Raw genomic sequence first — 19,477 nt, 5'->3', positions numbered from 1 at the left:
ACCTCAGTGGGGTACGAAGACGAGCGCGCCGAGTGGCGGCAGCGTCAGCTCAGCGGAGTGCTGCCGTCCATGGAAGGGTTGCTCAACGACCTCGACGGTGCCGCCGTTGCCGACGTTCGAGCCGCCGTAGACCGAGGAATCCGTGTTCATCGCCTCCCGCCATCGCCCGCCGTGGGGGAAGCCGACCCTGTAGTTGTAACGCACGGTCGGCGTGAAGTTCAGCACGACCACCACGGACGACCCGTCCAGCCCGGTGCGCGTGTAGGAGAACACTGACGAAACCGAGTCCGAGGCGTCGATCCACTCGAAGCCCTCCGGATCGCAGTCCCGCTGGTGCAGCGCGCCGGTGGTCTTGTACAGCGTGTTGAGGTCGCGAATGAGGGACTGCACGCCCTTGTGCATCGGATCGACGAGGAGGTGCCAGTCGAGGCCCTGATCGTGGTTCCACTCCCGCTCCTGGGCGAACTCGCCCCCCATGAACAGGAGCTTCTTGCCCGGGTGAGTCCACATGAAGGCATAGTACGCCCGAAGGTTGGCGAACTTCTGCCAGCGGTCGCCCGGCATCTTACCGATCATCGAGCCCTTGCCGTAGACGACCTCGTCGTGGCTGAGCGGCAGGATGAAGTCCTCGGAGAACGCGTAGTGCAGGCCGAAGGTGATGTTGTCGTGGTGCCAACGCCGGTAGACCGGGTCCTCCTGCATGTAATGCAGCGTGTCGTGCATCCAGCCCATGTTCCACTTGAAGTTGAAACCTAGGCCGCCGTCCGACGTTGGGCGCGACACCTTCGGGAAGGCGGTGGACTCCTCTGCGGCGGTCAGCGCGCCGTCGCTGCGCTCGGCGACGCGATCGTTCAGCGAGCTTAGGAACTCGATGGCCTCGAGGTTCTCGCGGCCGCCGTGGATGTTGGGCACCCACTCGTCGTGGGCGCGGGAGTAGTCCCGGTAGAGCATCGACGCCACGGCATCCACCCTGAGGCCGTCGACATGGTAGCGGTCGAGCCAGAACAGGCCGTTCGCCTCGAGGAAGTTCGCCACCTCGTTGCGGCCGAGGTTGTAGATCAGCGTGTTCCAGTCCTTGTGGAATCCTTCGCGCGGGTCGGCGTGCTCGTAGAGCGCCGTGCCGTCGAAGTTGCCGAGGCCATGCGCGTCCGAGGGGAAGTGCGCCGGGACCCAGTCGATGATGACGCCGAGCCCCTCCTGGTGGGCGCGGTCGACGAAGCGGGCGAAGCCCTCAGGCGCGCCGAAGCGCGAGGTCGGCGCGTAGAGCCCGATGGGCTGGTAGCCCCAGGAGCCGGCGAACGGATGCTCCGAGACCGGCATCAGCTCGAGGTGGGTGAAGCCGAGGTCCTTGACGTAGGGGATCAGCGCGTCGGCGAGCGCGTCGTAGGACAGGTGCGCGTTGCCGTCGCCGCGACGCCAGGAGCCGAGGTGCACCTCGTAGATCGAGATGGGTGCGGACCGGTCGTTGGCTGCGGTCCGCCGGCTCATCCATGCGCCGTCCTGCCAATCGTGCTCCACGAGGCCGTGGATCACCGAGGAGGTGTCGGGCGGCACCTCCGTCGCGAACGCCACGGGGTCCATCTTGAGCGGCAGCACGTTCCCGTGGGCGCCGACGATCTCGTACTTGTAGTACAGCCCGCGGGTGAGGTCGGGGACGAACATCTCCCACACGCCCGCCTCGGGACGGCGGCGCATGACGTGGCGCCGTCCGTCCCAGCCGTTGAAGTCACCGACCACGGAGACACGCTTGGCGTTGGGCGCCCACACGGCGAAGTAGACGCCGTGCGTGCCATGCATCTCGGCCGGGTGCGCGCCGAGCCGCTCGTACAGCCGACGGTGCCGTCCCTCGGCGATGAGGTGCACGTCGAGCTCTCCGAGCACGGTGTCGAAGCGGTAGGGGTCGTCCGTCACCCATTCGTGCTTCCCGGCGCGCATCGCAAGGCGATACTCGAACGGCGCCTCCTCCACGACGACGCTGAACAGCCCGTCGGGGTGGACGCGCTCCATGGACACGATGGTGCGGCCGCCCGCGTCGGTGAGGGCGACGCGCTCGGCTTGGGGCGCGAAGGCGCGCACCGTGAGGCGCTGGTCCTCGGTCTGCCAGCGGTGCATGCCGAGGACCGAGAAGGGGTCGGAGTGACGGCCGGTGACGATCGCCTCGGCTGCGGCGGGCAGTAGGTCGTCGCGCAAGCGCGTCTCACCCATGGGGGGTCTCCGGTTCGTTGGCATCGCGTGCAGGGGCCGGCGCAGCCGTGGTGACGGCCTCGGACGAGGGCGTCGCGTCGGCCCACGCGGTCACGCCCCGCTCGTCGGCGAGGACGTCCAGCACGCCATTGAGGGGGATGCGCACCCACGTGGGTCGGTTCGCGAGCTCGTAGCCGACCTCGTAGATCGCCTTCTGCAGCGTAAAGAGGTCGAGGAGCGCGGCCGTCAAGGCCGCATCCGGCGCCTTGTCGCCGAGGGTCGTGAGGTACGCCGCGATGAAGTCCCGCCGGGTGCCGTCGCGCCACGCCAGCGCCTTGGAACGGGCATCCTCCGCGTTGACCTCGTGCGTGTCGCGCCAGCGCGCGAGCGCCATCGCGGCGGCGTAGTCGAAGGAGCGCAGCATGCCCGCGGCGTCGCGCAGCGGCGAGGACTTCTGCCGCCGCTCGTCGAGCGGACGGCTCGGCTCGCCCTCGAAGTCGATGATCACGAGGTCGCCCTGGCTCACGAGGACCTGGCCAAGGTGATAGTCGCCGTGGATCCGCGTCTTGGTTCCCGACGGCGCGGACGAGCGCACTGCGGCAAAGCGCGCTGCAAGCTGGTCGCGCTTGGCGATCAGCGCCTCGGCGTCCGCGGCGACATCCTCGGCGAGGCTCGTGCGACGCGCGGCGAGCCTCTCGAACAGCGCGTCCGCCTCGCGGGTCGCATCGTCCGCCCAGCGAGCAAGGTCCGCCTCGGTGATCGGCTCGGGGCGGAACGCCTCGGTGGAGCCGTCGGCCATGAGCGCGAGGTGGAGCTCCGCGGTGCGCCGACCGGCCAGCGTGCCGATGTCGAGGGGGAAGGTGAGGACCGGGGCGGCCGCCCCCTCGTGCCCCGTCTCCGCCTCGATCATGTCGGCGCCCTCGAGGTAGCGCTCGAGCGCGTCGAGGACGGCGCCCCACGCGTCGCCCTGGTTCGGCACGAAGTTGAACACCGCGGCGAGCACGGCCGTCCCCGCAGCGCCCTCCAGCGTCATCGTGCCCATCAACGCCGGCGTGTGCTCGTAGCGCGCGACCTCGGTGAGGTGGCGGGCGATCTCGACGTCGGGCTGCTCCCCCTCGCGCAGCCGGCGGTAGATCTTCATGATGACCTGGTCGCCGAACACGATGGACACGTTCGACTGCTCGACACCGAGCGGCCGTGGCGCGTTGAGCTCGCCCAACTCGTCGAGGAGGGTCGACCCGCGGAACGTCACGGTGTTGCTGCCGAACGTGCGTGCCTCGCCGCGCCGCATGAAGTCGATGAGCTGCCCGGCCAGCGTCTCGTCGTAGGTGCCGTCGATGAGCGCGCCGACCTTGGGGCCGGAGCGCACCTTGGCGAGGGTGTAGGACAACTTCGGCGCGCCGGTGCGCAAGTTGTCCTCGCCCCACCGCACCGCGAGCGGCGCGAAGTAGCGTTGCCTCCCCGACGGCACGTCCACGCTGAAGGCTGCGAGCGCGAACGTCCCGTCCGTGTCGAGCATCGCGAGGGGCTCGAGCTGCACGGAGCGGATCCGCTCGTCCTTCGCCGCGAACCAGCGCTGCAGCGGCAGGAACGCCGGCAACGTGTTCTGCTCGAGCTGCGAGCGCTCGCGCCCCGTCAGCGCGTCGTCGATGCGGCCGACGCGGGTCGTCAAGGTCACGAAGTCGGGCAACGGCTCGGGCAAGGGATCATGCCAGTTGGGCGCCTCCTCAGAGCCCGCCAGCGCGAACCAGAAGAAGCCGAACGCGGGAAGCGTCAGCATGTAGGGCAGATCGCCGACCGGCGGAAACGGCGTTCGCCCGGTGAGCTCGATGGGAACCTTGCCGCGATGCGTCGAAAGGTCGAGCTCCACCGCCTGCGCCGTGCGTGACAGGTTGGCGACGCACAGGATCACCTCGTCGCGCCACTCCCGCAGGTACGCGATGACCTTGCGATTCTTCGGGTAGAGGAAGCCGATGGTGCCGCGGCCGAACGCGGGGTGCTGCTTGCGCACCAGGATGATGCGGCGCATCCAGTTGAGCAGCGAGGACGGGTCGTTCTCCTGCGCCTCGACGTTGATCGCCTGGTAGCCGTAGACCGGGTCCATGACCGGCGGCAGGTAGAGCTGCTGCGGGTTCGCGCGCGAGAAGCCGCCGTTGCGGTCGGCCGACCACTGCATCGGCGTCCGCACCCCGTCGCGGTCGCCGAGGTAGTAGTTGTCGCCCATGCCGATCTCGTCGCCGTAGTACAGCACCGGCGTGCCCGGCATCGACAGCAGGAACGCGTTCATCAGCTCGATCTTGCGCCGGTCGTTCTGCAAGAGCGGCGCGAGGCGGCGGCGGATGCCGAGGTTGATGCGCGCCCGCGCGTCCGCCGCATAGGTCCGCCACAGGTAGTCCCGCTCCTCCGCGGTGACCATCTCGAGCGTCAGCTCGTCGTGGTTCCTGAGGAAGATCGCCCACTGGCAGTCCTCCGGGATCTCCGGGGTCTGGCGGATGATGTCGGTGATCGGGTGCCGGTCCTCCTGGGCCAGCGCCATGTACATGCGCGGCATCAGCGGGAAGTGGAAGCCCATGTGGCACTCGTCGCCCTCGCCGAAGTAGGGTCGCGTGTCCTCGGGCCACTGGTTGGCCTCCGCGAGCAGCATCCTGTCGGTGTAGCGCGCGTCGAGGGCCCGGCGGATCTCCTTCAGGACCTCGTGGGTCTCCGGCAGGTTCTCGTTGTTGGTGCCGTCGCGCTCGACGAGGTAGGGGATCGCGTCGAGCCGCAGCCCGTCGACGCCCGTGTCCAGCCACTGGTTCATCACCGACAGCACCTCCTCCATCACCTTCGGGTTGTCGAAGTTGAGGTCGGGCTGGTGCGAGTAGAACCTGTGCCAGAAGTACTGCTCGGCGACGGGGTCCCACGTCCAGTTGGACTTCTCCGTGTCGAGGAAGATGATGCGCGTGAGCTCGTACTTCTCGTCGGTGTCGGACCACACGTAGTAGTCCCGCTCCGGCGAGCCCTTGGGGGCGCGCCGGGCCGCTTGGAACCACGGATGCTGGTCCGACGTGTGGTTGATGACGAGCTCGGTGATGACGCGCAGGCCGCGCGCGTGCGCCTCGCGCACGAAAACGGCGAACGCCTCGACGTCGCCGTACTGCGGGTTGACCCCGCGATAATCCGCGATGTCGTACCCGTCGTCGCGCAGCGGCGACGGGTAGAACGGCAGCAGCCAGATCGCCGTTACCCCGAGCGCATGGACGTAGTCGAGCTTCTCCATCAGGCCGCGGAAGTCTCCGTAGCCGTTGTTGTCGGCGTCGTAGAACGCCTTGATGTGAAGCTGGTAGATGATCGCGTCCTTGTACCAGTCGGTGACGGAGCGATCGATGAGGCCGTCCTTCTGGGACACCGGCTCGGCGACCTCGGCCTCGCTGATGGGGGCGACGGCGTCCATCAGCGCTGGGCCGACGGAGAATGCAGCCGCCAGATGAAGTAGGGCCGCTGGTGGGGATCGATGTACACGTGTTGGATCTTGCCGTTCCAGGTGAAGTCGTAGTCCGCGACGAGGTCGGTGACCGCGATCGACGCGTCGTCGGGCAGCCCGAACTCCCATAGCGGGACCTCGAAGTTGGCGCCCTGGCCGGTGTGCGGGTCGAGGTTGACGGCGAACAGCAGGAAGGACGACAGGTCCGCCGTGCGCTTGCCGTAGTACAGGATGTTGTCGTTATACATGTTGTAGAAGGCCAGGTTGGCGAACTCCTGCAGCGCAGGGTGCGTCCGCCGCAGCTGGTTCATCAGGGCGACGTCCTGGCGGATGTGCCCCGGCCGGTCCCAGTCCCAGGCCTTCAGCTCGTACTTCTCGGAGTTGAAGTACTCCTCCTTGCCCGGGACCGGCGTCCCCTCGCACAGCTCGTAGCCGTTGTAGACGCCGTAGTTCCCGGCAAGCGACGCCGCGAGGACCAGGCGGACTTGGAACCCAGGGCGTCCTGAGGTCTGCAGGTAAACCGGGTTGATGTCCGGCGTGTTGACGAAGAAGTTCACCCGCATGGTGTCCTTCTTCACCGTCGTCGTCAGCTCCGTCATGTACTCGGTCAACTCAAACTTCGTGTTGCGCCACGTGAAGTACGAGTATGACTGGGTGAACCCCAGCTTGGCGAGGCGGTGCATGACCTTCGGCCTGGTGAACGCCTCCGACAGGAAGATCACGTCGGGGTGGTCGCGCTGTACCTCGGCGATCATCCACTCCCAGAACGGGAAAGCCTTGGTATGCGGGTTGTCGACGCGGAAGATCTTCACGCCCTGGTCGATCCAGAACAGGAAGATGCCAAGCTGGGCACGCCAGAGGTCCGGCAGCGGACGGTCGCCGTCGTAGAAGCGGACGTTGACGATGTCCTCGTACTTCTTCGGCGGGTTCTCGGCGAACCTGATGGAGCCGTCGGGCCGCCACTCGAACCAGTCCGCGTGCTCCTTGATCCACGGGTGGTCGGGGGAGCACTGCACCGCGTAGTCGAGCGCGATCTCGAGGCCGTGCTCGCGCGCCGCGGCGATGAGCCGGCGGAAGTCCTCGAAGGTGCCGAGCTCGGGGTGGATCGCGTCGTGCCCACCCTCGGACGAGCCGATGGCGTAGGGCGAGCCGACGTCGCCCTCCTCGGCCTTCAGCGAGTTGTTGCGGCCCTTGCGGTTCGTCTTGCCGATGGGGTGGATCGGCGTGAAGTACAGCACGTCGAAGCCGAGGCCCTGGACGTAGGGCAGCCGCGTGATCACGTCGTCGAAGGTGCCGTGCCGGTTGACGTCGTTCGACATGGAGCGCGGCATCACCTCGTACCAGGCGGAGAACGCGGCAGCGGGCCGGTCGACGGTGAGCGGCAGCACGCGGTCGTAGCGCGACAGGTTGGCGCGGTGCCCTGCACGCCGCATGAGGGCGGCCGTGTCCTCGGTCATGAGGACGGCGAAGCGGTCGCCCTCGGACGCGCCTTGCATGCGCTTGGCGAGGTCCCGGAGCGCAGCCTGATCGTCGTGCGTGCCGCGGCCGGCGCCCACCGAGGCAGCGACGAGGCGGGTGCCCTCCTCGAGCTCCAGCGTGATGGGGACGCCCGCGTTGTGCTTCTTCGCGACCTCGGAGCGCCACGTCTCCCACGCGTCGCGCCAAGCGATGATGGTGTACTCGTGGCGCGCGTTTTCCGTCGGCGTGAAGTGCCCGCGCCAGCGGTCGTTGACCACGAGGCGCAGCGGCGCCTCCTCCCAGTTGTCGACGCCAAGGGGCCGCCACAGGATCGCGCCATCGACCTTCTCGTGGCCGTCGCCGAACACGTCGGCCTCCACGACGAAGGGCTGTCCGGCGACGGTCTTGGCCGGGAAACGGCCGCCGTCGATCTCCGGATCGATGCCCTCGATGGCGACGCGGTTGGCAGCGATTGCCTCGATGTCGCGGTCGGTCGCCTCCGGCACGCTGTCGACGGCGACGCGCGGCTGGATGGTGGGGGCGGACGTGGCAAGTGTCGCGTCGGTCATTGGATCCTCGACGTTCGTCGGCGCTCCTCGGTCCGTCATCGGACGATCGAGCCGTTCGGTGTGTTCGATTGCGGGCTGGCGGCGCGCCGCTGGGGTCCCCTGCCCGTCGCGCCGCCAGAACCGCAGCCGGCCGCGCCGGCGCCCTTCGTCGGTGGGTCGCGTCATTGATCATCCGCCCCAGGAGGCGGCCCTGATGTGGGTCCCCCGTCAGTCGGTCCTGGGCGCCAGGATGGAGCCGAGCACGATGGCGAAGATCACGTGCCCGATGAGCGCCACCCAGGTGATTCCCGTGAAGCCGAGGAACGGCGGGTTGCCATTGATGAGATGGGCCATGACGTAGAGCGCGAAGGCCCAAAGGACCACGCCATAGACGATCGCCACGACCAGCCAACTTATCCCTGGCACGATCGCCCGCGCGATGGGAAGCGCGATCAGCGCATAGCCGACCGGATAGAACACGATCCCCGTTATCCAGTGCAGCGCGGTGCCGCCGGCGGCGTCCCCGTCGAAGGCACCGAACAGGGTCTGGAGCGTCTGCGTCGCCAGCGGCTCGGGCGCGAGGCGCGCGAACCCCAGCTCCGGCGTCAGGTATTGGCCGTACCAGTCGAACACGATCGTCGCGAGCAGACCCGCCCAAAGCATGACGAAGAGCGTTCCGCCGGAGAGGTAGGAGGTCGTCGCGGGGCGATCGGCTGCGAGGGTCATGGTCGTCCCTTTCGTGTCAGGCCGCCGATGTGGACCCAAGGTCGGTCGGCGCGGTTGTCGCGTCGTGGTCGTCGCCGCGGCGCGCTGGCAACAAAGCTGCGCGCCGCGTTGTTACTCCCGTACGCAAGGGTTCGCTGCCCGACTCACTGGGAGCGGTGAACGACGATCGGAGACCACACCGTCATGACGGATGCAACACGGTTCCTCGAGGGACAGGTGGCCGTGGTCACAGGCGCCTCGTCCGGCATCGGACAGGCGAGCGCGATCGCGCTGGCACAGCGCGGTGCGGCCGTGCTCGTCAACTACGCGCACGACGAGGACGGCGCCGAGGAGACCGTCCGGCGGTGCAGCGACCTCGATGCGCGGGCCGTCGCCCTGAAGGCCGACGTTTCCCGGGAGGACGAGGTCCGCGCGATGGTGGCCGCCGCCGTGGAGGCGTTCGGCGCCGTCGACGTCATGGTGGCGAACGCCGGCATCCAGAAGGACGCCGCCTTCACCGACCTGACGCTCGCGGACTGGAACGCGGTCCTCGCGGTCAACCTGACCGGCGCGTTCCTCTCCATGCAAGAGGCGGTGCGCCAGTTCCGCCGGCAGGGTCGACGCTCCTCGCGCGCGCTCGGCAAGATCATCGCCATGAGCTCGGTGCACGACGTCATCCCCTGGGCGGGGCACGTGAACTACGCGGTCGCCAAGGCCGGGCTCGCGATGCTCGTCAAGACGGCGGCGCAGGAGCTCGCCTCGGAGGGCATCCGCGTCAACGCCATCGCGCCGGGCGCCATCGCCACCGCGATCAACCGCGACGTCTGGTCCGACGAGACGAAGTCCGCGGCACTGCTAGAACTCATCCCCTACGGCCGGATCGGCGAGGCGGACGACATCGGCGAGGCCGTGGCGTGGATGGCCTCGGACGCGGCGGACTACATGACCGGGCACATCATGGTGATCGACGGCGGGATGGAGCTCTACCCCGCGTTCAGGGACAACGGCTGATGGATGTTCGTCTCTCCCAGCCCGCGGTCGCGGAGAAGTTCCCGGCCATCCGCGACCTCGCCGCCATCGGCAACCTTGAGACCGTCGCGCTCGTGGCTGACACGGGGGCGGTGGAGCTATTCTCCTACCCCCATTTCGACTCGCCCACCGTCTTCGCGGCGGCGCTCGACCGGACGGCCGGCGCGTTCGTCGTGCGGCCGACCTTCGCGGAGAGGGGCAACCAGCGCTACTTGCCCAACACCAACGTCCTCGTGACGCGCTACGAGGCGCACGGCAACGTGGTCGAGGTGACCGACTTCATGCCCGTCGGCGCGCCGGCGGAGGCGAACCAGATGGTGCGCATTGCAACCTGCGTCGCGGGCGAGGCGGAGGTGGTCGCAACGTGCCAGCCGGCCTTCGACTACGCCCGCCGCCCGACCCACGCGCGCGCCGCGGACGGACACGTCATCTTCGAGGACGGCGGCTCGATGCCCGTGCGCCTCGTCGCCGACCGGCCGCTTTCCGTGGAGGGCAACGCGGCGGTGGTGCGCGCCTCCTTACGCGAGGGCGAGCGCCTCGTCGTCAACCTCGTGTGCGACAACGCCTCCACCGACCTCCTCACCGAGGGCAAGGTCGACGCCGCGCTGGAGGCCACCATCGGCTTCTGGCAGGGCTGGACGACGCTGTCCGGCTACGACGGGCCGTGGCGCGAGGCGGTGATGCGCTCAGCGCTCGCGCTGAAGCTCATGGTGTCGAACCGGCACGGCGCCATGGTCGCCGCACCCTCCTTCGGCCTCCCCGAGGCGATCGGGGCGGCGCGCAACTGGGACTACCGCTACTGCTGGGCGCGCGACTCCGCCTTCACCGTGTACGCCTTCCTGCGCCTCGGCTTCATGGACGAGGCGGAGCACTACCGTTGCTGGATCCGCGACCGCATCGAGGAGGAGCCCCGCGGCGAGATCCAACTCATGTACAGGGTCGACGGCAGCACCGACCTTGCCGAACGCGAGCTCGACCACCTGTCCGGGTACCAGGGCTCGCGCCCGGTGCGCATCGGCAACGCCGCGTTCGACCAGTCCCAGATCGACACCTACGGCGAGGTGATCGACACGCTCTACCTCGCGCACGGCGCGCTCGGCCCGGTCTCCGAGCGAAGCTGGGACGCCGTCTCCGGGCTCGCTGACACCGTCTGTGCGAACTGGGACAAGCCCGGCGCCGGGTTCTGGGAGATGCGCGGCGAGCCGCAGCACTTCCTCGACGGGCGCCTGATGTCATGGGTGGGCCTCAACCGCGCGCTGCGCCTGTCGGACAAGACCGGCCTCGAGGCCGCGCCGCGCTGGCGCGAGACGGTGGAGGCGATCGCCGAGGAGATCGAGGCGCGTTACTTCAACGAGGCCATCGGCGCCTACACGCAGGTCCGCGACGGAGCGGCCGTCGACGCCACCGCGCTCCTCATGCCGCTGATGAAGTTCGTGCCCACCACCAGCGACCGGTTCCGCTCCACCCTCGCGGTGATCGAGGAGCGCCTCGTCGCCGACTGCCTGGTGCGGCGCTACGAGGCGGACGCGGTCGACGAAGGCGTCGACGGGTCGAGGGAGGGCGCGTTCGTGGCCTGCTCGTTCTGGTACATCGAGGTGCTGGCGCGCTCCCGCCGCGTCGAGGAGGCCCGCGCGCACTTTGAGACCATGCTGTCCCTCGCCTCCCCGGTCGGCCTCTACGCCGAGGAGGTCGACCACGACGGGCGTCACCTCGGCAACACGCCGCAGGCGCTGTCCCACCTCGCCATGATCAGCGCCGCCGTCGCGCTCGATCGGGCGACCAAGAACGGCGGTGAACCCTTCTGAACCGCGGGTGGCGCTGCAGGCGCCTCATGCTACTGTCGGTGCAGACTTACCTGAGGACGTTCGGCATGGATCTCAGCCCCGCGCACAACCAGTCGCTCGAGGACCTCGACCGGGAGAACGTGTTCCACCCGTTCACCTCGCCGAAGGACCACCTCGCGACGGGCCCGCGCATCATGGTGGAGGGACGCGGCTCGCGCCTCACCGACAACCATGGGCGCAGCTACCTCGACGCGCTGGCCGGGCTGTGGTGCGTCAACGTCGGCTACGGGCGCCAGGAGATCGCCGAGGCGATCTACGAGCAGGCCAAGCGGCTGCCGTACTACCACGGCTTCGCGTCGATGAGCACGGAACCCGGGATCCTCACCGCCGACACGGTCAAGCGCATGGCGCCAGGCTCCATGGCGCGGGTGCTGTTCGGCTGCTCGGGCTCGGACGCCAACGACACCCAGGTCAAGCTCGTCTGGTACTACAACAACCTGAAGGGCCGGCCGAAGAAGAAGAAGATCCTGGCCCGCGACCGCGCCTACCATGGGGTGACGGTGGCGGCGGGCTCGCTGACCGGCCTTCCGACCGTGCACAACGCCTTCGACCTGCCGCTGCCCCAGGTGGTCCGCCTGCGCTGCCCGCACCACTACCGTGAGGCCGAGCAAGGGGAGAGCGAGGAGGCGTTCACCGACAGGCTCGTCGCCGAGCTCGAGGAGACCATCGCCCGGGAGGGTGCGGAGACCATCGCCGCCTTCATCGCCGAGCCCATCATGGGCGCGGGCGGCGTGGTGGTGCCGCCGACCGGCTACTTCGAGAAGGTGCAGCGGGTCCTCAAGGCCAACGACATCCTGTTCATCGTCGACGAGGTGATCTGCGGGTTCGGCCGGCTGGGGACGCCCTTCGGCTCGCACCACTTCGGCATCGAGCCCGACATGGTGTCCGTCGCCAAGGGCATCACCTCGGGCTACCAGCCGCTGTCGGCGGTCCTCATCAGCGAGGAGGTCTGGGAGACGATACGCGACCACTCCGAGCACCTCGGACTGTTCGGCCACGGTTACACCTACACCGCGCATCCCATCGCCTGCGCGGCCGCGAACGCGAACCTTGCCATCATGGAGCGCGAGGGGCTGACGGCGAACGCCGCGAAGGTCGGCGCCTACTTCCAGGAGAAGCTGCGGGCAAGGCTCGCGGACGACCCTGCGGTGGGGGAGATCCGCGGGGTCGGGCTGATCGCGGCGGTCGAGCTCGTCGCCGAGCGCGAGACGAGGACGTCGTTCATCGCGACGCAGGGCGTCGGCAAGGCGGTGGCGGCCGAGGCGCTGTCGCGCGGCGTCATCCTGCGTCCCATGGTGAACGACGCGCTCGCCTTGTCCCCGCCCCTCGTCGTCACGCGCGAGGAGGTCGACGAGATCGTCGACGTCATCGCTGCGTCCATCGACGCGAAGCGCGGCCTGATGGCCCCGTCCGCAGCGGCGTAAGGCGCCTGGATCGAGCCGGATCGCCGGCTCGGCGGGGGCCGCGCCCGCTCGCTGCCCGGCGCACCCCCCCTTCACTGCCGCCGGACGCTGGTGCCAGCGCAGGCAGGTCGCAGGCTTCCGAGCGTCGCGCCCGACGCAGGGACGCTGCACGGCGCTACGACGCCGCAGCGCGGCCCGCAGATGTCATGTGCCAGGTTCCATCCGACCTTAGGCCCGACCCGCTCGCGACGTCCGCAGCGCGAATGCGTCCAGCGGAACCGGTCCTGCGGAGAAAGTGTGGTCCAACGGCGTCAGCGCGCAGACGATGCTGGTCGCGCGCCGGGGCCCCTACGGCGTGCAACAGGCGACGCGCGGGCCGCGCCGGCCCGCGCACGGTCGTCCAGGCCGCATGACCCCGACGACTCTCGCCAAGCGATCAAGACGCTAGCGCCGCGATGCACCGCACTCAAACCGCGATCATCGTCGCGGCACCGTCGCACGGTGGCTTCGCCGCTGGCCTCGACAAGGTTGAAGCCCTGCTCGATGGGGTGACCGAGGAGCCCGCCATCCGTTCCACTCGTCGGACACCCGCTCCGCTCCCGTCCGATACCGCGGCTGCATCGTCGGCGCGCCAGCGAGTGGGCGCGGCATGTTCAGGGTGTTTGATCCCGGGTGTTGCTGGTGCAGTCTTCTCGCCGGAATGGAAGGATGCGCTGTGGGCCGGGTTCTCCACGGGAGCGCCACGACGAGAGAGGCGGTCCGTCGAGCAAGACAAGTTAGTCAAGAGAGCTGAGGGCCCTCGCGAGGCGCTACGGGATCAACCGGAAGACCGTGGCCGAATGGAAGGAGCGCTCGTCGGTGAGCGACCTGCCGACGGGACCGGAAGAGCTAAGGTCAACGGTCCTGTCCGATGAGGACGAGGCGATCATCGTCGCCTTCCGTCGCCACACCGTGCTCCCGCTCGACGACTGCCCCTACGCTCTCCAGCCGACGATGCCACATCTCACCCGCGCATCCCTTCATCGCTGCCTGCAGCGCCACGGGATATTCCGACTGCCTGATGTCGATGGCGACAAACCTTGCAGAGGAAACTCTGGTGGCGATCGACCGGACGTCGAAGTTCGCCTTCGCCCAGCTCGTGGAGAAGGTCAGCCGCGTCACCGCATCGGCCTTCCTCGTCGCTCTCGTCGAAGCGGTGCCGTATGAGATCCACACCGCCACATCGCCATGCGCTGCCGCGAGCATGGCATCGAGCACCGCTTCACCAAGCCGAACCATCCATGGACGAACGGTCAGGTCGAACGGATGAACCGCACGATCAAGGACGCCACCGTCAAACGCTTCCCCTACGACGGCCACGAGCAGCTCCGGCGACACCTCGCCGACTTCATCGCCGCCTACGACTACGGCGCCGACCCAAGACCCTCAAGGGACTTACGCCCTACGAAGACATCTGCAAACGGTGGACCGACGAACCCCAACGCTTTACCATCAACCCGCTCCAGCCAATGCCGGGATGAAACACCTAGGGCGGTAAAAGTCCACCTATCGGCTGTGCCCATCGAGGCGTTGCGGGTCGAGCGGAGCGATGTGGAAGGGATCGACCTTGAGGCGACGGGACTCGTGGTCGGCCCCAACTTGTGGGACGCGGACATCTGCTTGCCACGCGTTGGCACCGACGTTGGCTGGCGGTACCGGACCTGGCGCGCGGTTCTTGCCACGGTGATTCCGCTGCAGCTGCTCGCGAGGCTGACCGATCATGGGCGTGGTCTCGTCTTAGCCCTTTCACCGCTGCACGCGGAACTCTGTCGCGATCCGCTGCCTGAGCACCTGCCCTTCGGCATGCAAAGCAAGGCTGTGCGTCGTGAGGCAACCTTCACGCCGTCCATCGACGGCGCTCGTCGCCTTTACAAGCCGCTGTTGAAGCGCGGGCGGGACGTCCACGGCCGCGAAGCCCGCTTACGACGGATGCGGCTGACGTCGGTCGACTACGATGAGGCGACCCTGCAGCGACCCACCGATCTGGCCGACCTCGCCGCTCGCCTGTGTTCTGGCCTCACACTTCGCCCATGCTCCTGCGCGGCTGTCGGCGCTACGCTGCACCGTTCAATGACGACGTGTCGCATCCATGCGGCCGGGCGGCTGCTCGACGGCCATCCTGCCGAGCGCCGAGACCGCGCAACGCTGCAGCCTCGCCCTGCAGCCCGGCTTCGGACAGGTGTTCGGCCGTGCCACCCGCGGGCATCGAGCACGTGGCGTCGGCCGCGGGGCGACCGGCGAGCACTCACCGCGGACCCGGCTCGCGACCGGCGCGCAACGGCGTCTTCAGGATCCAGGCGCCGCTCCCCAGCAGGAACATGAACAGGACGTACATCACCTTCCATAGGTGCACGGTCCACCCGACCATGTACAAACCGAAGAGGCAGACGAGGAAGCCCATCTTGTATTGTTCGACGCGGTCGTCCAGCGGCCTGTGGCGCACGACGCGGACGAACAGCGAGAGGACCGCGATCTGCAGCAGGAGCGCCGCGGGAAGGCCGTTCTGCACCGCGGGAACCAGCCAGAACATGTCCATGCTGCCGCTCATCCACGACGGCCGCGCCCACTCGTTGAAGCCGACGCCGAACATGGGGTAGTTCGCTATGCTCGCGGTGCCGAACTCCCAGATCTGCAGCCTGTTGTAGGCGGTGCGAGCGTTGAATGAGAAGTAATCGATGAAGAGGTGCGGCACCGAGCGGTTCGAGGCGATCTCGAGGAGGACCACGGCGACGACGGCCCCGACCGCAAGGAGCGTCCATCGCCCGCGCAGCGCGGCGAGCGCCCTGTCCCATCCGATGACCATGAGCTGCGCGATGACCGCGGTCAGCGGGCCGCTCGACAGCGACAGGAAGGAGGTCAGCACCACGATCCCAGCGCGCCACGCCTTGCCCATCAACGGTCGGCCGTAACCGAGCACGTAGTACGCCAGCGCGACGAAGGCGCCCGTGAAGACCCCGAAGTGGATGGGATGCTCGAACGGTCCCTGCACGCGGTCGAGCCCCCAGCGCGGGTCCTTGTAGACGTCGTCCACGGAGAACATCACCGAGTTGGCGAGCTCCAGGAGGACGTTGCGCGCGGTGAGCGCCTCGATCAGCGCGAAGGGGAGCAGGATGACGATGAAGCCGAACACCCAGCGCACCATGCGCTCGAAGGCGGCCGCGTCCCGGATGTAGACCCGAGCGAGGAGGTACGCCCCCATGGTCTCGACGAGCATGATGCCCGACGGCTCGGCGGCGAAGGCAAGGTCGTGGACCACCCAAAGACTGATGGCGACCCAGACGCACATGAGGAGGAGGGCGACGTCGGCCCGCCGCACGCCGTCCGCCGCGCCAGCGACCCAGCGCACCATCAACGGCACGAAGAGGACGAGGAGCACGAAGCGCGGTGCCGACATGAGGAGCGGACCGAGCTGGATCTGGTACGGGATGAACATCGCCACGACGAACAGGCGCACCGGCCACGCGAGCCGTGTCCGCTCCCCCCGAGCAGGGGCCGCCACCTCGAGGTCGGCTGGCGCTGTTCCGAACCTTGCGCTCACGTCATCCCATCGCAACCTCGCGCGGTAACCCCTTGCGCGAACTCGCGCGGTAACCCCTTGCGCGAAAAGGTCCTCGGCCGTACCTGACGGGAGGCTGGCGCAGCGGTCAAGCCATGACCGGTCCCAGCGGCTCCCTTTACCATGGTTGCCCTTTGACCTTGCTTCAAACTGACACGCCCGACGACGAGGCCGGCGCGCGATCGCGCGTTGCAGGCCTCGGCTCGCCGACGGTCAGCACCGTCCTGCGCGGCAAGCTGTGCAGCGGATGCGGCGGCTGCGCGGCCATCGCGCCAGCCGCCATCGCGATGGCGCCGTCCCCGGACGGGTTCCTGCGCCCCCGCGTCCACGGCAGCGTCGATGCCGCACAGGAGGCGCAGATCGCGCGGGCCTGTCCCGGCAACGTCCTCACGCTCGACGCTCGGGGGCGGCCGGACGATCCGCTGTGGGGACCCATCGTAGCGCTGCGCACGGGACACGCGGCCGACCCGGCGCTGCGTCGCCACGCCTCCTCGGGCGGCGCGCTCTCCGCGATCGTCACGCACCTTTTGCAGCGCGGCGTGGTCGACGCCGTACTTCAGACGGCCGCGGACCCGGACCACGCGCTCGGCAACGTCACCGTGATCTCGAGCGGGGGCGAAGAAGTCCACGCCGCAGCCGGCTCGCGTTATGCCCCGTCGACCCCGCTCGCCGGGCTCGGTGACCGGCTTGCTAGCCTGGGGAAGGTCGCGTTCGTCGGCAAGCCATGCGACGTCGCCGCCCTGCAGTCGCTGCGCGCGAACGATCCGCGCCTGGCAGCGCAGGTGCCGGTCACGATCTCCTTCTTTTGCGCTGGTGTGCCGAGCGAGCGCGCCGCCCGACGCGTCCTCGAGCACCTGGGGATCGATGGGCGCGACGTCGCCTCGTTCCGCTACCGCGGGGACGGGTGGCCGGGACACGCCCGCGCCCAGCTGAAGGACGGCACGGTCCGGCAGATGACGTACGCGCAGAGCTGGGGCGGCATCCTGTCCAAGGACGTGCAGCTGCGCTGCAAGATCTGTCCGGACGGCACCGGAGGCTTCGCCGACATCGTATGCGCCGACGCGTGGGAGACGGACGACGCCGGCTACCCGCTGTTCGAGGAGGCGGAGGGCGTGAGCCTCGTCGTCAGCCGCACGGCGCTCGGGGAGGACCTCGTGCGGGACGCCCTCGCCGCGGGCACGCTGATCGCAAGGCCCGTCGACGTGTGCTCGATCGCTCCGATGCAGCCTGGCCAGGTGCGCAAGCGTCGCGCGACCCTCGCGCGCCTCGCTGGGCTGAGGGCATGCCTGCGGCCGGTGCCTCAATACCGCGGCTTCCACCTTGCCACCAACGCGCGCAGGGCAGGAGCGTTGGCGAACGCCAAGGAGTTCCTTGCGACGGTTCGGCGCGTGGTGCGCGGCAGGCTCTGACGGGGCAGCGCGTCGGCAGGATCGTCGGCTAGAGTATCCTGGGTCTCCTTAGACCCAGGATGAGATGCTCTAGCTCCTTGTTCAAGAGCGGTCTTCTTGGGGTTAGGTGGCTCCACCTAACTTCAAACCGCCCTAGGTATTTAGTCCCGACAGTGCTGGAGCGGGTTGATGGTGAAGCGTTGGGGTTCGTCTGTCCACCGTTTGCAGATGTCTTCGTAGGGCGTAAGTCCCTTGAGGGTCTTGGGTCGGCGGCCGTAGTCGTAGGCGGCGATGAAGTCGGCGAGGTGTCGCCGGAGCTGCTCGTGGCCGTCGCAGTGGAAGCGTTTGACGGTGGCGTCCTTGATCGTGCGGTTGATCCGTTCGACCTGACCGTTCGTCCTTGGATGGTTCGGCTTGGTGAAGCGGTGCTCGATGCCATGCTTGCGCAAGCGCATGGCGAACATGCGCGGCGGGACGCTCTCCGACGCGACATGTCCCCGACCATCCCTGGCGAGGACACCCCCTTCATCACCTTCTCCCGGCACCTGTTAACCTTCTCGTCGAGGAGGATCTCGAAGTCTGGAGGGCGCATGCGTCCGCCACCGACCCCGACGCCAAACTCCATCCGACGGCGGCCTCCGCCGACTTCGTCAGCAGCCTGCTCGGCCGAGCCCGCGGACCGAGGGGCGGCTTCGGAACTGCTGCACGACAGGTGCGCCCAAGCGTCGGACGTCACAGGCGCCAGTGCTCGGCGACGAAGGGGGCGCGTCGCCATGGGCCGCAGGGTCCGTCCCTGACGTCCCGCGGCATGGGGTCGCCGTGGAAGGAGACCACCGCAGCGCCGGCCGGCGGGCGGGCGATGCCGAACCGGGCGGCGGACAGGCCGGCAAGGCGAGGCGCGCGGGCGTGGCAGTGCTTCTTGAAGGATACGACCTTACCGTCCGGCAGGAAGTCGAATTCGCCCACCGTATGCTGCAACCAGTTCTGCTCGCCGATGAGGCGCGTCTTGCCGTGATGGGCCTCGATCGCCGCCGCGGGATCGGCGATGAAGCGCTCCCAGACGTGCGCAAGAGCGCCGACCCGCAGGCGGTACACCGCCCCGCTCGCGCGCGAGCTCGTCGCGGCGCGGGCCCAGTTCCGACCGATCCAAAGGTCGATCTGTGGTTCCTCCGCGAGGAAGTCGAGGCTTCCGACGATGACCACGTCGAGGTCGAAGGAGACCACGTGGCGTCCGCCCAGGCCGAGAAAGTCGCGTCGGAACGTTCCGAGCTTGCGCCAGATCCCCTCGACGCCCTCGTCCGGCAGCTCGTGTGCAACGATGCGCCCGTCGAGCCCCGATGGGTCATCGGTGACGCAGTGCATGGTGTGCTGCAGCGTGAGGTGCCGCGCCACCATCGCCGCCAGGACGTTGACGTCGTGCGAGGTGTACTTGGTGCCCCAGCGGTACGCGACGACGTCGAGACGGTCGAGCCGACGCGGCGCGTCCTCGCGCTCCAACCGCGTCAAACCAGGACGTCGGTCTGCAGCGCCCTCTCCGTCAGCCCCTCCACGAGCAGGCTCCCGTTGCCGAAGTCGAACATGAACTCGTCCGCGGTGTTGGTGGCAGCATCGCGCGCATTCCGCAAGCCCGCGAAGCCAACAGCCGTCAGGTTGGACTTGGGGTTCTTGCGCTGGACGTCGGGTCTACTCCGCCCGTCGCCGCGCCGGACCACGAAAAGTCCCCCCTGGCTGCCCGAGGAAGGACCGTTGCCGAGCCCGCTGGGGCCCTCGTCGTCGCGGGCGCCCCATCGAACGTGTGGTGATTGGGATCGCTGGGCACGAGGGTGCGCTGCCGATCATCGGACCGTCGGCCTGCCCACG

11 protein-coding genes and 2 pseudogenes are annotated in these 19,477 nt (G+C 68.6%); 5 read left to right on the top strand and 8 right to left on the bottom strand.

Annotated elements, in window-relative coordinates; all coding sequences use genetic code 11:
• Positions 1–3: 3 nt before the first annotated feature.
• The 4 genes from glgB to ACOOE8_RS09080 all read right to left on the bottom strand — a co-directional run bounded on the left by glgB (position 4) and on the right by ACOOE8_RS09080 (position 8,379).
• Positions 4–2,205, bottom strand: a complete 2,202-nt coding sequence (glgB, locus tag ACOOE8_RS09095) for a 1,4-alpha-glucan branching protein GlgB (RefSeq protein ID WP_420394490.1) — start codon at positions 2,203–2,205, stop codon at positions 4–6.
• Positions 2,198–5,617 carry a maltose alpha-D-glucosyltransferase gene (gene treS, locus ACOOE8_RS09090; protein WP_420394489.1) on the bottom strand — a complete coding sequence of 1,140 codons (3,420 nt, stop codon included), beginning with the start codon at positions 5,615–5,617 and terminating at the stop codon, positions 2,198–2,200. Before treS ends, glgB begins: the two co-directional genes overlap by 8 nt.
• On the bottom strand, positions 5,617–7,674 hold the full coding sequence (locus tag ACOOE8_RS09085; RefSeq protein ID WP_420394488.1) for an alpha-1,4-glucan--maltose-1-phosphate maltosyltransferase: 2,058 nt from the start codon (positions 7,672–7,674) through the stop codon (positions 5,617–5,619). Before ACOOE8_RS09085 ends, treS begins: the two co-directional genes overlap by 1 nt.
• 207 nt (positions 7,675–7,881) lie before the next feature.
• Positions 7,882–8,379 carry a hypothetical protein gene (locus ACOOE8_RS09080; protein ID WP_420394487.1) on the bottom strand — a complete coding sequence of 166 codons (498 nt, stop codon included), beginning with the start codon at positions 8,377–8,379 and terminating at the stop codon, positions 7,882–7,884.
• Between the two features lie 183 nt (positions 8,380–8,562).
• On the opposite strand from ACOOE8_RS09080, the gene ACOOE8_RS09075 reads away from it, so the two are divergent.
• From ACOOE8_RS09075 to ACOOE8_RS09060, 4 genes and pseudogenes are all read left to right on the top strand, one after another.
• Positions 8,563–9,369 (top strand): glucose 1-dehydrogenase, encoded by an 807-nt coding sequence (locus ACOOE8_RS09075; RefSeq protein WP_420394486.1) that lies wholly within the window; start codon positions 8,563–8,565, stop codon positions 9,367–9,369.
• Complete coding sequence (locus tag ACOOE8_RS09070; protein ID WP_420394485.1) at positions 9,369–11,192, top strand: glycoside hydrolase family 15 protein; 1,824 nt, start codon at positions 9,369–9,371, stop codon at positions 11,190–11,192. The genes ACOOE8_RS09075 and ACOOE8_RS09070 overlap by 1 nt, the downstream gene beginning before the upstream one ends.
• A gap of 65 nt (positions 11,193–11,257) precedes the next feature.
• Positions 11,258–12,655, top strand: a complete 1,398-nt coding sequence (locus ACOOE8_RS09065; protein ID WP_420394484.1) for an aminotransferase — start codon at positions 11,258–11,260, stop codon at positions 12,653–12,655.
• Positions 12,656–13,349: 694 nt separating this feature from the next.
• Positions 13,350–14,154: pseudogene (locus ACOOE8_RS09060) on the top strand (integrase core domain-containing protein).
• A 764-nt stretch (positions 14,155–14,918) separates the two neighbouring features.
• Here ACOOE8_RS09060 and ACOOE8_RS09055 read toward each other — a convergent pair.
• The gene (locus tag ACOOE8_RS09055) at positions 14,919–16,211 is read right to left on the bottom strand and encodes a hypothetical protein (protein ID WP_420394483.1); all 1,293 of its coding nucleotides are present in this window, start codon (positions 16,209–16,211) and stop codon (positions 14,919–14,921) included.
• A gap of 152 nt (positions 16,212–16,363) precedes the next feature.
• Here ACOOE8_RS09055 and ACOOE8_RS09050 point away from each other — a divergent pair, with 152 nt between their 5' ends.
• Complete coding sequence (locus tag ACOOE8_RS09050) at positions 16,364–17,638, top strand: Coenzyme F420 hydrogenase/dehydrogenase, beta subunit C-terminal domain (RefSeq protein ID WP_420394482.1); 1,275 nt, start codon at positions 16,364–16,366, stop codon at positions 17,636–17,638.
• Between the two features lie 132 nt (positions 17,639–17,770).
• On the opposite strand, the pseudogene ACOOE8_RS09045 reads toward ACOOE8_RS09050, so the two are convergent.
• The 3 genes and pseudogenes from ACOOE8_RS09045 to ACOOE8_RS09035 all read right to left on the bottom strand — a co-directional run.
• A pseudogene (locus ACOOE8_RS09045) lies at positions 17,771–18,057 on the bottom strand (integrase core domain-containing protein); the annotation flags it as partial.
• A 292-nt stretch (positions 18,058–18,349) separates the two neighbouring features.
• Positions 18,350–19,123, bottom strand: coding sequence for a hypothetical protein (locus tag ACOOE8_RS09040; protein WP_420394481.1), 774 nt, complete (start codon positions 19,121–19,123; stop codon positions 18,350–18,352).
• A complete protein-coding gene (locus ACOOE8_RS09035) occupies positions 19,120–19,329 on the bottom strand; it encodes a hypothetical protein (protein ID WP_420394480.1) in 210 nt (69 codons plus the stop codon). Before ACOOE8_RS09035 ends, ACOOE8_RS09040 begins: the two co-directional genes overlap by 4 nt.
• Positions 19,330–19,477: the final 148 nt, after the last annotated feature.

Source organism: Acuticoccus sp., assembly GCF_965213555.1.
In the GTDB taxonomy this organism is placed as follows: domain Bacteria; phylum Pseudomonadota; class Alphaproteobacteria; order Rhizobiales; family Amorphaceae; genus Acuticoccus.
The sequence above is the reverse complement of the archived record's forward strand: the minus strand, read 5'-3'. Positions and strand labels throughout refer to the sequence as shown.

Coding starts and splice junctions, on each gene's coding strand:
- glgB (WP_420394490.1), bottom strand. CDS start 2,205: ATGGGTGAGACGCGCTTGCGCGACGACCTACTGCCCGCCGCAGCCGAG.
- treS (WP_420394489.1), bottom strand. CDS start 5,617: ATGGACGCCGTCGCCCCCATCAGCGAGGCCGAGGTCGCCGAGCCGGTG.
- ACOOE8_RS09085 (WP_420394488.1), bottom strand. CDS start 7,674: ATGACCGACGCGACACTTGCCACGTCCGCCCCCACCATCCAGCCGCGC.
- ACOOE8_RS09080 (WP_420394487.1), bottom strand. CDS start 8,379: ATGACCCTCGCAGCCGATCGCCCCGCGACGACCTCCTACCTCTCCGGC.
- ACOOE8_RS09075 (WP_420394486.1), top strand. CDS start 8,563: ATGACGGATGCAACACGGTTCCTCGAGGGACAGGTGGCCGTGGTCACA.
- ACOOE8_RS09070 (WP_420394485.1), top strand. CDS start 9,369: ATGGATGTTCGTCTCTCCCAGCCCGCGGTCGCGGAGAAGTTCCCGGCC.
- ACOOE8_RS09065 (WP_420394484.1), top strand. CDS start 11,258: ATGGATCTCAGCCCCGCGCACAACCAGTCGCTCGAGGACCTCGACCGG.